A 13486-nucleotide genomic window follows, 5' to 3' on the forward strand; every position below is an offset into this window, starting at 1 on the left:
ATCTATTTATTGGACGGAAAAGCTAATGAATATGTGCGGGAGGTCCACTATGGCAAGGAGAGAAGAAGACAGTTTGGGGATTCTCTATCCCAGGATGCTCCTTTAATTCGGATATTATCCAAAAACAGAGATACAAGACCTCTCTTAAGAGAGGAAGTTATCAGTCATTTTGAGACCAACGAGCCTGAACATCTGAAAGAAATTAAAGCACAATTGAGAAGTATGGGAGCGGCTGTACTATTGCCTGCTTTTCTTGGTGGAGAGCTGGTCGCCTTTTTGGTGTTGGGTACAAAGCGTTCCAAAGAGATTTACACGCCTGACGATTTAGGCATGTTTAAGATTTTGGCGGGGCAGGCGGGTTTAGCAATTGAGAATGCTCAGTTCTATCAGGAACTTAAAGAGGCTCAAGCGACAATACTTCAGGCAGCTAAGCTTTCTTCCATAGGTGAGTTGGCTGCTGGCTTTGCCCATCAAATAGATAACCCTTTAGGGGTTATTAGCCTGGGATGTCAATTGTGCCTCCGTGATATAAAAGAAGATTTCACTCAGGAGAATCTGACTGAAAAAGGTAAAAAGGCCTTGGAAGCGATGGAAGACAGGATGAATAAAGTAATAGATACTGCTCACCGGGCAGCTGACCTTGTCCAGAGAATAAGGGGTTATGCCAAGCCTGCGGACAGGGATTTTGAGCAGGTAGACTTGAATCCTGTAATGGAAGATGCATTGAGTTTAGCCCAGTATCAAATTATCCATGGAGGGATTAATGTAAATAAAGACATTCCTCAGGATTTGCCGAAGATAAAAGGGATTGGCGTCCAGCTGGAACAGGTATTTTTGAATATGATTTTAAATGCCTGCGAGGCAATGGCTGGTAAGAAAGGAGAACTTACCATTTCAGTAAGAGTGGAAAAAGATGATCCCCATAGAGTTGAGGTAATTCTCGCAGATAATGGTTGCGGGATTCCCAAAGAGAACTTGAAAAAATTGTATGATATCTTCTATACTACCAAGGGTCCGCGAGGAACGGGGGTGGGCCTGTCAATGGCTTATCGGATAGTAAAAGACCATAACGGAAATATAAATGTAGAAAGCGAGATAGGGAAGGGAACCAGGTTTATTATTTCTTTACCAATATGGGAAGAGAAAAAAACTTAACCCCCTCACCCTTACCCTCTCCCCGAGGGGAAAGGGAGAAAAAGAAGGAGAGGGGAAATAGCGAAACTTGTTTCGCGTCAACGCACCGCAAGCGGTGCTACTCCAATTATTGGATTCCTCCCGAAAGGGAGGAACCCCGCTTGGTCACTTAAATATGCGAAAACCAATAATTGTTTTACTTGGGCCAACTGCTTCCGGGAAGACGGAAGTTGCCTTATCTTTAGCCAGGAAGGTTAACGCCGAAATTATTTCTGCTGATTCGATGCAGGTATATAAATATCTTAACATTGGAACTGCCAAGCCTTCGAGAAGAATAAGACAGACTATTCCCCATCACCTTATTGATATCAAGTATCCGGATGAGGAGTTCAGCGCTGGCGAATTTCAGTTGAGAGCAATAAAAGCTATTGAAAGAATTTTCAAGAAAGAGAAACTACCTATTTTGATTGGGGGCACTGCTTTATATATCCGCACCATAACCGACGGTATCTGTCCTATCCCGTCGAGAAATGATAAAGTCAGGAAACATCTTTCTCAACTTGCTAAGAAATATGGTAGAAGTTATCTTTATAAAAGACTTGGGAAAATCGATAAAAAGGCTTGCGAGAAAATTCACCCAAATAATCTAAAACGAATCATTCGTGCTTTAGAAATATACTCTTTAACCAAGATTCCCTTCTCTGCCTGGCAGGATAGGAGATACTCTCTTCCCTATCCAATAATTACATTCGGTCTCGATTGGGAAAGAAACCTCGTCTATGAGAGAATTGGTCGTCGGGTGGATGAAATGGTTAAGGAAGGACTGATCGGGGAAGTTAAAAAATTGTTAACCAAGGGCTATTCCAAAAGACTTAACTCTCTACAGGGTTTAGGATACAGACAGGCAATAGAATTTTTAGAAGGAAAATACGACCGGGAGAGAATGAAATATCTGATTAAAAGGGATACACGGCGCTATGCCAAAAGGCAATTGACCTGGTGGAGGAAGGATGGGCGAATCCACTGGATTAAGATGGATGAAGGAAAGAAGGCAAAAGAAGTTGCTGGAGAGATAAAAAATATTTGTCAAAGAAAGCGATTTTTAGTATAATAAACCAAACTTGTTAAAGTCTTTTCTGAACTATCTTTTCAAATGTTAGATTTATAGGCACGCTTTTAACCGTGTAAATGTAGTGTAGGGCTTTATGCCCGTAATTTGAAATTTGTAGTGTAGGGGCTTGTCCCCGTAAACATTACGCCCATAAAGGGCTACACTACCCACAACTTTTGGAAAAGTAATTGAAAGGGGGCTTTTTAATTAAGAAACTTAAGGAGACGGAATATTACAAAAAGGAGAAAGTGCTTCTGGTAGGAGTAGAACTGATGGGTAAAAATGCCAGGCTGGTTGAGGAAAGCCTGGAGGAACTGGCTTTTCTGACGAGTTCAGCCAATGCTGAAGTTACTTGTCAAACAACCCAAAGAAGAGAGCGAATCGATCCCGCCTGCTTTATCGGGAGAGGAAAAGCTTCGGAGATAAAAAATCTCTGCGCTGAACAGGAAATTAATACAGTCATTTTTGATGATGACCTTTCGCCTGCGCAGCAGAGAAATTTAGAAGAAATTATTAAGTGCAAGGTTATTGACCGCACTCGCTTAATTTTAGACATATTCGCCAGTAGAGCTCGCACCCAGGAGGGGAAATTACAGGTAGAGTTGGCTCAGTTAACTTACCTTTTGCCTCGCTTGACTGGAAAAGGAGTAACTCTTGCCCAACAGGTAGGTGGCATTGGAGTGCGTGGTCCGGGAGAGAAGAAACTGGAATATGATAGAAGGAAGGTAGAGGAACGGATAAGTAAACTGCAAAAGGAGATAAATAAAGTAAGTGAGCACCGTGAGCAGCAGAGACAAAGACGGCAAAGAGTTCCCCTGTCGATTATTGCCATTGTGGGTTACACCAATTCAGGGAAAACAACTTTGCTGAATACCCTGACCTCTTCCCACGTCTTCGTAGAGGATAAACTATTCTCCACTCTCGATCCCACCATACGCGGGTTGATTTTGCCCAACAAAGAGAAAGTACTACTTGTAGATACAGTAGGGTTTATTCATAAACTACCCCATCAATTAGTAGCTGCCTTCAGAGCGACCCTGGAAGAGGTTACTTCCAGTGACTTACTTCTTCACATCGTGGATGCCAGCCATCCTGAGTTTCAAAAACAGATTATTGCCGTAGAGAAGGTTCTTCAGGAACTTGATGCTCTGGGTAAGCCGACGATAACTATTTTTAATAAAATGGACCTGATTAAAAATAAACCACTCTTGCCTCGTCTGAAAAGGAAGTATAAAGATAGTATAAATATTTCCGCTAAGAAGGGTTTGGGTCTGGATAGATTGTATGATAGGATAATTGAGCACTTCGGAAAAGATAGGAACACCATAGAACTCGTAATTCCTCAGGCTCGCAGTGACCTGGTGAATCTGGTCTACGAAAAGGGTACAGTCCTTTCCCGTAAGTATAATGATAAAGACATACTACTTCAGGCACAACTTGACCAGAAGACTGTTCAAAGGTTAAAAGAGTTTATTAAGAAAAAACGTCGGCGCGCAGTCCATGGAGTAAGAGGCAGACGCAGACTTTAGTCTGCGTTTGAATTCGCAACCTGAAGGTTGCGACTACCTTAGGAGTTAAATTTGAATTTGGCTAATTATATTTCTCTTTTTCGTATAGTCATAATCCCGGCTTTCGTGATTCTCTTACTCAAACGCCATATTTATTTGCCTTTGCTTCTATTCTCATTGGCAATTGTCTCCGATGGACTGGATGGAATTGCTGCCCGTATTCAGAAACAGAAGACAAAATTGGGAAGTATCCTCGATCCTCTGGCAGACAAACTTTTATTGACTTCTGCTTATATAATCTTAGCCATCCTGAAGCTTGTTCCCCTGTGGGTAGTGATTATTATTTTCGGTCGAGATTTGGTTCTTATCTCAGGCTGGTTAATAATCTATTTTTCCACAGGTATGTCCACAATTATCCCTACTATAATGGGGAAAACGTCTGCGGTTTTGCAGATGACTGTAGTGTTTTTAGTTCTTCTAAGTAGCAGTGGTTATCTGGCAGAGGGAAAGTGGTTGGCAGTTAAGCCATTTATTCTCTCTGTTATGATTCTATTTACGGTTATTTCAGGAATGGAATATTGCCTTCGCGGAATTCGTATGATAAGTAAGGAGACTGCTTAACGTAAAAAGTTTTGGAGTCCTCCCGAAAGGGAGGTTCGGGCGACCACAAGGGTCGCCCCTACGCGATTCGCAAGGAGTCCATATAATGGATATATTTAAATTTATATTAATTTTATTAAGTGCCTATTTGATCGGTTCTCTTCCCTTCGGTTACCTCGCGGGAAAGTTAATTAAGCGTGTCGACCTTAGGCAAGAGGGAAGCAAAAATGTGGGAGCTACCAATGTCTTTCGAGTGATGGGAACTTTGCCGGCCATTGTGGTTCTTCTTTTAGATATTTCCAAGGGGTTTCTCGCTATCCATCTGGTCAGTTTATTCCAGTTGGGTGGAAGTGCAGGAATATCGCTACAAGCTTTTAACTTGGTCAGGATACTCGCTGGATTAGCTGCAATCGTCGGACATAACTGGACTATATTTTTGAAGTTCCGTGGAGGAAAGGGCGTAGCTACTGGTTGCGGGGTTTCCCTGGGGTTGGCACTCCTTCCTGCCTTAGTGAGTCTGGCAATCTTTGTAGTGGTAACAGGTTTAACTCGCTATGTATCTTTAGGTTCAATGTTTGCAGTTTTGGCATTTCCTTTAAATTGCCTATTATTCAAGGAATCGCTAATGTTAGTCTTTTTCGGCAGTTTTGTCGCCCTGGTGGTAGTAGCCAGGCACCAGGCTAATATAAAGAGGTTAATTGCTGGCACAGAAAATAGAATCGAATGGGTAAGAAATAAAGAAAAAATTTCCAACTTTTAAGAAGGAAAAGGAAAATGGTGAAAAGTGTCGCTATACTGGGTGCAGGGAGCTGGGGAATAACGCTTGCTATAATGCTTTTTGAAAAAGGATTTTTTGTAAAAGTCTGGGAATTTGAGAAAAAACAGGCTCAAATACTTAGAGAGAAACGCAAGCTTAGATTCTTGCCCTGGATAGATATTCCCCGGGAAATTGAAATCATTTCCAACATTTCTTATGCTCTCGATGGCGTCGGATTGGTTATAGTAGCTCTCCCCTCACATGTGGTTAGAAGAGTAGCAAAAAAGATGGCAAAAGTCCCTTTGCCAGAAGATATAATAATTGTGAATGTGTCCAAAGGACTGGAAGATAAAACTCTTCTCAGAATGTCTCAAGTCTTATCTGAAGAGTTACCCGAGAAATTAGGAAAACGGATTGTAGTTCTCTCAGGTCCTTCCCATGCAGAGGAGGTCAGTAGAAAAATTCCCACTACAGTTGTGGTGGCTTCCAGGAACGAAAAGTTGAACCAGGAAGTTCAAAAAATCTTTTTTGCGCCATTCTTTCGGGTATATACAAATCCGGACATTATTGGAGTGGAAATGGGTGGGGCGTTAAAGAACATTATTGCCTTAGCTGCCGGGATTGGCGATGGGTTGGGATTGGGCGATAACAGCAAGGCAGGATTAATTACCAGAGGATTAGTAGAAATTACGCGGTTAGGCAAAGCTCTGGGAGCAAAACCCTTAACATTTTCAGGACTTTCCGGAATGGGAGACCTGATTGTGACCTGCACAAGTGGCTACAGTCGGAATCGAAGTTTTGGAGAGAAAATCGGTCAGGGCGAGACCTTAAAAAAAGCGCTCTCCGAGATAAAGATGGTTGTTGAGGGAATCCGCACTACAAAAGCAGCTTATCAACTGGCAAAGAAATACAAAGTTTCTATGCCTATCACTGAGGAAGTGTATAAAGTTATTTTTAAGAACAAGAAGCCATCTGAGGCAGTGAAAGATTTGATGCTTCGACAAGCAAAGCCAGAGTTAGAAGAAGATTTTCTGAAAATGTAACTAGGTAGTCGCAGGTTTTAACCTGCGTCTCGTGAGAACCAAAGCGCTAAAATGTAAAATTAGGAAGTTTGGAAGGAGGAAGTAAATGAACAAATCCGATCTGATTGAAGAAGTTGCCAGAGTCACTTGCGCTAAGCAAGAAGCGAAGGATGCTGTCAATGCCTTGTTTTCCGTTATCAAGCAGGCCTTAGGGAAGAATGACAGAGTAGGAATCTCGGGATTTGGAACTTTCAGTGTGCGAGCAAGGAAACCAAGGATGGGTCGTAATCCCAGGACGGGACAACCAATAGAAATTTCAGCAAAAAGAGTTGTCAAGTTTAAGCCGGCTAAGGAGATTTTGGAGGATTAAGAAAATTTATAATGAGGTGAGTAGGAACGACTATGCAAATTCCAGATAAAAATTTCTTTTCCATAGGAGAAACGAGTAAAATCACTGGTGTAAAGTCTTATATCCTGAGGTACTGGGAGTCGGAATTTAAGCTGCTCCGACCAGCGAGAAGGGAAAGCGGGCATCGAAAGTATACTCGTAAAGACTTAGAGGTGATTAGTGAGATAAAAGAATTGCTTTACGAGAGGAGATTCAGTATAGCTGGTGCAAAGAGACATTTACTTGAGGATAGAAAGAACAAGAAAGAGCAGCTGAAACTCGACTGGGGAAAGGATAGCGCTGCTATAAGCGCACTAAAGGATACAAAAAAGGAGATAAAAGAAATACTCAAACTCCTGGAAAAATAATAAAATGTGAAGTCCTCCCGAAAGGGAGGTTCGGGCGACCACAAGGGTCGCCCCTACGCGATTCGCAAGGACTCCATGACTTTTGGAGTAGCGAAACTTGTTTCGCGTTAATAACGCAGAGCAAGCTCTGCTACTCCACAGTCTTTTGGAACCCTCCCGAAAGGGAGGAAGGCAATTATCCTTGCTTTCGCAAGGACTCCATGACTTTTGGAGTCCTCCCGAAAGGGAGGAATTTGCATATCGGGGCGTGGCGCAGTTGGTTAGCGCACCAGGCTGGGGGTCTGGGGGTCAGCGGTTCGAATCCGCTCGCCCCGATTGTAGTGTAGGGCTTTATGCCCGTAAGAATTACGCCCATAAAGGGCTACACTACACTGTTTTTGAAATTAAACCATCTTCATATAATTAAAAAAAAGGTGCCAGCTGATGAAATAAAGGATATGCTTGAAGCACTTAATTCTTATATTAAATTACATGAAAAATCTAAATGATATTAGAGAACGTTATCTTAGAAATTATGGGGACACAATACTTAATTATGCGACAAGGGGTCGGAGCTTGATTTTTGAAGTTTTGGAGTAAATAGTCGCTGTCCCCATTTCAACTACATTCCTCCCTTTCGGGAGGACTCCAGAAGGACAGGAAGGTAGGCTATGAGCTATATTGGTTCCTGGAGTGGTGGTAAAGATAGTTGTTTTGCCTGTTATAGGGCAATGTGTGGTGGATATGATATTTCTTATCTGGTAAATTTTATCTCTAAAGAATATAAAAGAGTAAGTTTTCATGGCACAGAGGATAAATTGATTCAATTGCAGGCTGAAGCATTGGGTCTACCTTTATTACAAAAAGAGACTACCGGTAATGGCTATGAACAAGAATTCAAAGAAGCAGTGCGAGGTTTAATTCCTAATGGCGTAAAAGGTATGATTTTTGGCGATATTTATTTGCAAGAACACAAGGATTGGGTGAAGAGGGTCTGTGGAGAGTTGGGAATTGAGGCAGTTGAGCCACTGTGGGGAGAAGAACCAGAAAGAATTCTGCTTGACTTTATAGATGCCGGGTTTGAGGCGATAATAGTTAGTGCCAAAGTGGACCTGTTTGGCGAAGAATGGATTGGTAGGAAAATAGATAGAGATTTTTTCAAATATCTAAAAGAAAATAGTATTGATATTTGTGGGGAGAATGGTGAATACCATACCCTGGTGTTCGACGGCCCGATGTTCAAGAAGAAAATAAGAATAACTGAGAAGAAGTCGATTGCACGAGAAGGTTGCTGGTTTTTAGATACTGTGGAATATTCATTACAAGACTTTACCGAGCCGGCCAGGCTTTAGAGAGATGGATTGTTTGGTTTTATTTAAGGAGAAGAGATGAGATTTTTATGGTTGGTGCCTAGTATTTTTTTAACTCACATTTTTTTCGGGCGACTGGTTTCTATTCCTTACGCTTTAGCCATCTTACATAGGTGGTATTGGGCAGTCTGCGTTACCTGGCCAATAGATATTATTACTGTTCCTTTGTGGCTGCATATCTTCAATAAGGTCACGAATTCAAGAACTTTCCTCGCCAGGGGAAGAATATTCTTTCGCCGTATTCGAAGAGGAATTGAGAAGTTTACCAAGAAAAAAATCTTTAGAAGAGAGCGAAAATTTCATTCTCGAATTCTCAAACGCGCTCAAAGATGGGGACAGTTTGGAGTTATAGCCATTGCCGCCTTGCCATTTGTTGGTGGGGGAATATGGTCTGGTGTTCTCTTATCACGCTTTCTCAAGTTGAAAATAACCAGGGCATATCTTCTAATCTGTTTGGGCAGTTTTTTAGGTGCTTCACTTATATCTTTGGGTATTCAGGGGATTAAAGAGTTAATCCTTTTACTTTTTGCATAGAGGGAACGTGATAGATTTCAAAAGTTTACAAGAAGAGATGATTACCCAGCAGATAATGCGCCGAGGAGTAGTCACTCCCAGGGTAATTGAAGCATTCAGAAAAGTTCCCCGCCATCTTTTTGTCCCAGAACAGTTTCAGAGCCACTCCTACAACGACCATCCTCTTCCCATAGGAGAGGAGCAGACAATCTCCCAGCCTTATATCGTTGCCCTGATGACAGACCTTCTCAATTTATCAGGGGAAGATAAAGTTCTGGAAATCGGTACTGGCTCTGGTTATCAAGCAGCAATTCTCGCTGAACTGGGGAAGGAAGTATATACAGTAGAAAGGCATAACTTGTTAGCCGAAAGGGCGGAAAAAATACTCAAAGAGTTAAACTACCAGAATGTGAAGGTTCTCGTTGGTGATGGCACAAAAGGCTGGGAAGAATTCTCTCCTTACCAGAAAATTATTGTTACTGCCAGCGCTCCTGATGTCCCTCAGCCGCTATTTATACAGTTAGACGAAATGGGTAAACTTGTAATTCCCATAGGCGGAAGGTGGTCACAGGATTTAATCCTAATCGAGAAGAGAAAAGGTAAAATGATAAGAAAGTCTGTTTGCGGCTGTGTGTTTGTTCCTTTAATCGGAGAATATGGCTATAGGGATACTGACTAATAATGATTCAGGAAATAATTAAATTTTTGAATCGACTATTCCCTCCAGAGCTGGTGACAGTACTTGTGGCTGCTTTGCCTGTTTCCGAGCTTCGTGGGTCGATTCCCCTGGCTTTGGGGGTTTTTCATTTCCCTGTTGAAAAGGCATTTTTTTTATCTATAATTGGGAATCTAATTCCAATAATACCGCTCCTTCTTTTTCTGGAATCTGTATCTAAATGGCTGAGCATGAGATTTAACTGGGCTGAGAAATTTTTCAGCTGGCTATTTGCTCGCACCAAGAGGAGAAGCAAGATTGTAGAGAAGTATGGAGCGATTGGTCTTATCTTTTTTGTGGCCATTCCTCTGCCAGTGACCGGAGCGTGGACTGGATGCGTGGCAGCGTTTCTTTTCGGCATCAGAAGAAGGTGGGCAGCGTTCTCTATAGCTAATGGTGTGTTGATAGCTGGAGTAATTGTTACTCTTGTCAGTCTTGGTGTAATTAAGATATTCTAATATTTCCCCTCACCCCCAAGGAGAGAGGAGGGGATAAGGACCTTTTCCCAGGGGGGAGAAGAGATAAGAGAGGACAAAAAAAGGACGGGGCGTAGCTCAGTCTGGTCTAGAGCGCACGGTTCGGGACCGTGAGGTCGGCCGTTCGAATCGGCTCGCCCCGACCATCCGGAGGCTTTGGTCTTGACAGTGAGGCTAAATTTTACGTATAATAAACGTAGGAGATTTGTTTTTTTAAAGTTCTTTCTTATAATTCTGCTGTCTGGGTGTGCTTTTTTCCCATCAGGAATTTACCATAGAGTGCAGAAGGGTGAGACTCTATGGAGAATTTCCAGGGTCTATGAGGTCGACTTAGATGAGATAGCAAGGATAAACCATTTGGCTGATGCTACCAGAATTAAAACAGGCCAATTAATTTTTGTCCCCGGCGCTAAGGAGAGAAAGGATACTTTAGCCTATGTTCCAAAGCGACCTTCTCCGGAAAAAAAAGAAGAAGCGAAGCCGCCACCTGAACTCATCGATTTCTCCTGGCCTCTAAGAGGAGAGATATTGGTGGGATTTGGGAAACTGAATGGTAAGCGCCACCAGGGCGTGGACATCGAAGGCAGGGAAGGAACGCCTATAGTAGCTATTTACGATGGTATTGTGACTTATAGTAACGATAAACTCCGGGGATATGGGAACATGGTGATAATCAAACATAATGAGGATTATTCGAGCGTCTACGCTCATAATCTCATAAATTTAGCCAGAGAGGGGGAAAGGATAAACAAAGGGCAGGCAATCGCCCAAGTGGGAGCAACTGGTTGGGCAGATGTACCGCACCTACATTTTGAAATAAGGGAGAGGGGTAAAGCGGTCAATCCTGTGTTCTATCTGCCTTAAGAAGCAAACTTTATCCTGGAAATAGACAAAATGGCACACAGTTTGGATTCAGTAAAACTATATATGCAAGAGCTGAGGACGATTCCTCAGGTCACGGAAAAAGAGATGACCGATCTCTTTCCCAAAATAAAGAAGGGAGATGGCAAAGCAAAAAAGCGAGTGATTGAGGGGAACTTAAGGTTAGTTATTAGCATTGCCAAACGATATTCTTGCTATGGTCTCGACTTTTTGGATTTAATCGAGGAGGGGAATGTAGGCCTTATAAAAGCGATTGATAAATATGACCACAAAATGGGTTATAACTTTTCCACTTACGCTTTCTGGTGGATTAGACAGTATATTCAGCGGGCAATCTTGAGCCAGACTAAGACCATCCACATTCCACTTTACGCCTATGAGGCAATAAAGAAACTCATTAATGTTTCTGAAAGGATGCGCGAAGAGTTAGAGAGACAACCAACTACGGCAGAAGTGGCAAAGAAACTGCGCCTTTCCATAAAGAAGACCCAGAAGTTTATGCAGGAAATCCGGGTCTTTGAAAGGGTCGGTTCTCTGGATAGTCCTCTGGGAGATAAATTCGATATTTTCCTGAAAGATCTGATTCGAGATGAAGAAAAGGGATCACCAGACCGTGTTGTAGATTTGATAAAGTCTCATGAAGAGTTGGCAGAAATTTTGAAAAAGCTAAGCCCTCAGGAATTAAAAGTCATTAAATTGCGCTACGGAATGGTTGACGGGAAAGGATACAACCTCAGGGAAGTTGGTGAGAAAATGGATCTCTCCCGAGAGAGAATAAGACAAATAGAAAAGAGGGCAATAGAGAGATTAAAAAAGATTGTTCTTAGAATGCAGCTTCATGGATTAGAATAGGAGAATTTAAGATGGAACAGCTCAAGGAACTAATTCGTAGTATTCCGGATTTTCCCAAGAAGGGAATCCTTTTTAGAGACATTACCACACTCCTCCAGAACGGTCCCCGGTTTCACCAGGCAATCGATACTTTGGCCGAGCATTATGAAGGAAAAAAGATTGACCAGATTGTAGCTGTGGAATCGCGTGGCTTCATTGTTGCCGCCCCATTAGCCTATAAATTAAACGCTGGTGTTATTCCTGTGCGCAAGAAAGGCAAATTGCCCTATAAGACTGTGGAGACGACCTATGAGCTCGAGTATGGAACCGATACCCTCGAGATGCACGCCGATGCTTTCCAGCCGGGCGCCAATATCCTAATTGTCGACGATCTCCTGGCCACAGGCGGCACAGCTAAAGCCACAATTGACCTGGTAGAGAAATTGAAAGGGAAAGTTATGGGTATCTGTTTCTTGATAGAATTAACCGACTTGAAGGGCATCGAGAAACTAAAAGGATACGAGGTACTTTCCATAATAAAATATTAGTCCTCCGAGGTTACCGAACTTTCATTATTTTTTATAGATTGTTTTACTTCTACTTACCCCAAAGACCCATTTTTTAATGGGTCTTTTTTTTGTCAAAAAATGTCACAAAATTATCTGTTTGCTCTATTGTAAAAACAAAAAAACCCATTAGAATAAAGAGTATAAAGTATCTTATTTTGGCTTTAACCTTTATTTTAATGCTCGCCTTCCGACAAGCGTAAAATAAATTTGTTACTATTACGGTTATTAATGCAGGTTGTTAGACTTCTCCGCCTGCCGTGTAAAAGATTAGAAAAGACTTCCCACTACCAAAATTATTGAAAGCGCTCTTCCGGGAAGTGAGGGAGAAGACTAAATCGATGAGCTTTTTTCAGAATCCAGAATATGGAAAGAATTATTTTTGGGGAGAATGGGTTAATTTTTAAAATTACACAATGTACTTGACAAAATTAAGAAAAATTTGTTATTCTATTTTAGTTTACTATCTAATTCTGTCTATTATCGTTCAAAACCGTCGTATATCGTCGAATTTTAACAAATATCGTAAATTAATTGCTTAGGTTTTTATTTAAAGCAATTTAATTCAGCAATAGTAAAAGTTTTTATCTATGTTCTAAAATAAGGACATATGTTCCAGATATAGGAAAAAGGGGAAACTTCTAATTTAATTGAGGCTGTTTCCCTCGCTGGAATAAAAAAGTACTCGTGCACCACGACCGCGCGGACTAACCGCAACAACCCAGGGATAATTGGAGCTAAATAGTTTATTTTTCTGAGCGCTGAAAAGTTTACAAAGTTTTTACAGTTTTGTTACACCATTGTAATATTAATGATGTAAAATATAGTAATTTATATTTTTTTATTTAAACTTTGAAACCAAATAGTTATGAAACCGGGACCTGCTATCGAGTGGTCAAGGGATTGAACTATCTCGCGTTCCGCGTCTTTGCATTTGCAGGAAGGAGGTCTATAAAATATGTCCACCAAGATAAGATTGATTGTCTCTTTGGTATTAGTGGTGCTTCTGGCAGGGACACCTGCTTTCTTTGCTGCGGAAAATTTACCCTATACTATTGGCCCGGGAGATGTGTTAGAGATTTCTGTGTGGCAGCACCCGGAACTTGACAGGATAGTAACTGTCCGACCAGACGGCAGAATGTCGTTCTCCCTGATAGGGGATGTGAATGCCAACGGATTAACGCCGGCAAAATTGGACGAAATAATTACCGGAATGCTGTCAGAATATGTGCAAAAACCAGAAGTAACCGTTGTGGTCACCAGTAT

At 41.7% G+C, this 13486-nt stretch carries 16 protein-coding genes and 2 tRNA genes; all 18 read left to right on the plus strand.

Annotated elements, in window-relative coordinates:
* Nucleotides 1-1155: ATP-binding protein (locus VMW39_02110; GenBank protein HUW22814.1), on the plus strand; the 1155-nt coding region annotated here is incomplete at its 5' end.
* 154 nt (nt 1156-1309) lie between these two features.
* Nucleotides 1310-2245, plus strand: a complete 936-nt coding sequence (gene miaA, locus VMW39_02115; protein ID HUW22815.1) for a tRNA (adenosine(37)-N6)-dimethylallyltransferase MiaA — start codon at nt 1310-1312, stop codon at nt 2243-2245.
* A gap of 188 nt (nt 2246-2433) precedes the next feature.
* Nucleotides 2434-3774 (plus strand): GTPase HflX, encoded by a 1341-nt coding sequence (gene hflX, locus VMW39_02120; GenBank protein HUW22816.1) that lies wholly within the window; start codon nt 2434-2436, stop codon nt 3772-3774.
* 51 nt (nt 3775-3825) lie between these two features.
* Nucleotides 3826-4374: a CDP-alcohol phosphatidyltransferase family protein gene (locus VMW39_02125; protein ID HUW22817.1), complete on the plus strand. Its 549-nt coding sequence runs from the start codon at nt 3826-3828 to the stop codon at nt 4372-4374.
* Between the two features lie 85 nt (nt 4375-4459).
* The gene (gene plsY, locus VMW39_02130) at nt 4460-5113 is read left to right on the plus strand and encodes a glycerol-3-phosphate 1-O-acyltransferase PlsY (protein ID HUW22818.1); all 654 of its coding nucleotides are present in this window, start codon (nt 4460-4462) and stop codon (nt 5111-5113) included.
* Nucleotides 5114-5127: 14 nt separating this feature from the next.
* Entirely contained in the window at nt 5128-6153 is a 1026-nt protein-coding gene (locus VMW39_02135) for an NAD(P)H-dependent glycerol-3-phosphate dehydrogenase (protein ID HUW22819.1), read from the plus strand.
* An 85-nt stretch (nt 6154-6238) separates the two neighbouring features.
* Entirely contained in the window at nt 6239-6502 is a 264-nt protein-coding gene (locus VMW39_02140) for an HU family DNA-binding protein (protein HUW22820.1), read from the plus strand.
* Between the two features lie 32 nt (nt 6503-6534).
* Nucleotides 6535-6888, plus strand: a complete 354-nt coding sequence (locus VMW39_02145) for a MerR family transcriptional regulator (protein ID HUW22821.1) — start codon at nt 6535-6537, stop codon at nt 6886-6888.
* 241 nt (nt 6889-7129) lie between these two features.
* Nucleotides 7130-7203 (plus strand) — tRNA-Pro (locus tag VMW39_02150).
* A 335-nt stretch (nt 7204-7538) separates the two neighbouring features.
* Nucleotides 7539-8219, plus strand: a complete 681-nt coding sequence (locus VMW39_02155; GenBank protein HUW22822.1) for a diphthine--ammonia ligase — start codon at nt 7539-7541, stop codon at nt 8217-8219.
* A gap of 36 nt (nt 8220-8255) precedes the next feature.
* Nucleotides 8256-8771 carry a small multi-drug export protein gene (locus VMW39_02160; GenBank protein ID HUW22823.1) on the plus strand — a complete coding sequence of 172 codons (516 nt, stop codon included), beginning with the start codon at nt 8256-8258 and terminating at the stop codon, nt 8769-8771.
* Between the two features lie 10 nt (nt 8772-8781).
* A complete protein-coding gene (locus tag VMW39_02165; protein HUW22824.1) occupies nt 8782-9429 on the plus strand; it encodes a protein-L-isoaspartate(D-aspartate) O-methyltransferase in 648 nt (215 codons plus the stop codon).
* 2 nt (nt 9430-9431) lie between these two features.
* Complete coding sequence (locus tag VMW39_02170) at nt 9432-9923, plus strand: small multi-drug export protein (GenBank protein ID HUW22825.1); 492 nt, start codon at nt 9432-9434, stop codon at nt 9921-9923.
* Nucleotides 9924-10008: 85 nt separating this feature from the next.
* Nucleotides 10009-10087 (plus strand) — tRNA-Pro (locus VMW39_02175).
* Nucleotides 10088-10220: 133 nt separating this feature from the next.
* Nucleotides 10221-10805, plus strand: a complete 585-nt coding sequence (locus VMW39_02180; GenBank protein ID HUW22826.1) for a peptidoglycan DD-metalloendopeptidase family protein — start codon at nt 10221-10223, stop codon at nt 10803-10805.
* Nucleotides 10806-10835: 30 nt separating this feature from the next.
* On the plus strand, nt 10836-11675 hold the full coding sequence (locus VMW39_02185) for a sigma-70 family RNA polymerase sigma factor (GenBank protein HUW22827.1): 840 nt from the start codon (nt 10836-10838) through the stop codon (nt 11673-11675).
* Nucleotides 11676-11686: 11 nt separating this feature from the next.
* Nucleotides 11687-12202: an adenine phosphoribosyltransferase gene (locus VMW39_02190; GenBank protein HUW22828.1), complete on the plus strand. Its 516-nt coding sequence runs from the start codon at nt 11687-11689 to the stop codon at nt 12200-12202.
* Between the two features lie 976 nt (nt 12203-13178).
* Nucleotides 13179-13486, plus strand: a 308-nt coding sequence (locus VMW39_02195; GenBank protein HUW22829.1) for a polysaccharide biosynthesis/export family protein, incomplete at its 3' end; no start/stop codon positions are given.

This window comes from bacterium (assembly GCA_035530055.1).
In the GTDB taxonomy this organism is placed as follows: domain Bacteria; phylum UBA6262; class WVXT01; order WVXT01; family WVXT01; genus WVXT01.

What these genes read in the sequence shown, in the direction of transcription:
- VMW39_02190 (HUW22828.1), top strand. Translation starts at nt 11,687, where the DNA reads ATGGAACAGCTCAAGGAACTAATTCGTAGTATTCCGGATTTTCCCAAG.
- VMW39_02155 (HUW22822.1), top strand. Translation starts at nt 7,539, where the DNA reads ATGAGCTATATTGGTTCCTGGAGTGGTGGTAAAGATAGTTGTTTTGCC.
- VMW39_02185 (HUW22827.1), top strand. Translation starts at nt 10,836, where the DNA reads ATGGCACACAGTTTGGATTCAGTAAAACTATATATGCAAGAGCTGAGG.
- VMW39_02145 (HUW22821.1), top strand. Translation starts at nt 6,535, where the DNA reads ATGCAAATTCCAGATAAAAATTTCTTTTCCATAGGAGAAACGAGTAAA.
- VMW39_02170 (HUW22825.1), top strand. Translation starts at nt 9,432, where the DNA reads ATGATTCAGGAAATAATTAAATTTTTGAATCGACTATTCCCTCCAGAG.
- VMW39_02160 (HUW22823.1), top strand. Translation starts at nt 8,256, where the DNA reads ATGAGATTTTTATGGTTGGTGCCTAGTATTTTTTTAACTCACATTTTT.
- VMW39_02135 (HUW22819.1), top strand. Translation starts at nt 5,128, where the DNA reads ATGGTGAAAAGTGTCGCTATACTGGGTGCAGGGAGCTGGGGAATAACG.
- plsY (HUW22818.1), top strand. Translation starts at nt 4,460, where the DNA reads ATGGATATATTTAAATTTATATTAATTTTATTAAGTGCCTATTTGATC.
- miaA (HUW22815.1), top strand. Translation starts at nt 1,310, where the DNA reads ATGCGAAAACCAATAATTGTTTTACTTGGGCCAACTGCTTCCGGGAAG.
- VMW39_02140 (HUW22820.1), top strand. Translation starts at nt 6,239, where the DNA reads ATGAACAAATCCGATCTGATTGAAGAAGTTGCCAGAGTCACTTGCGCT.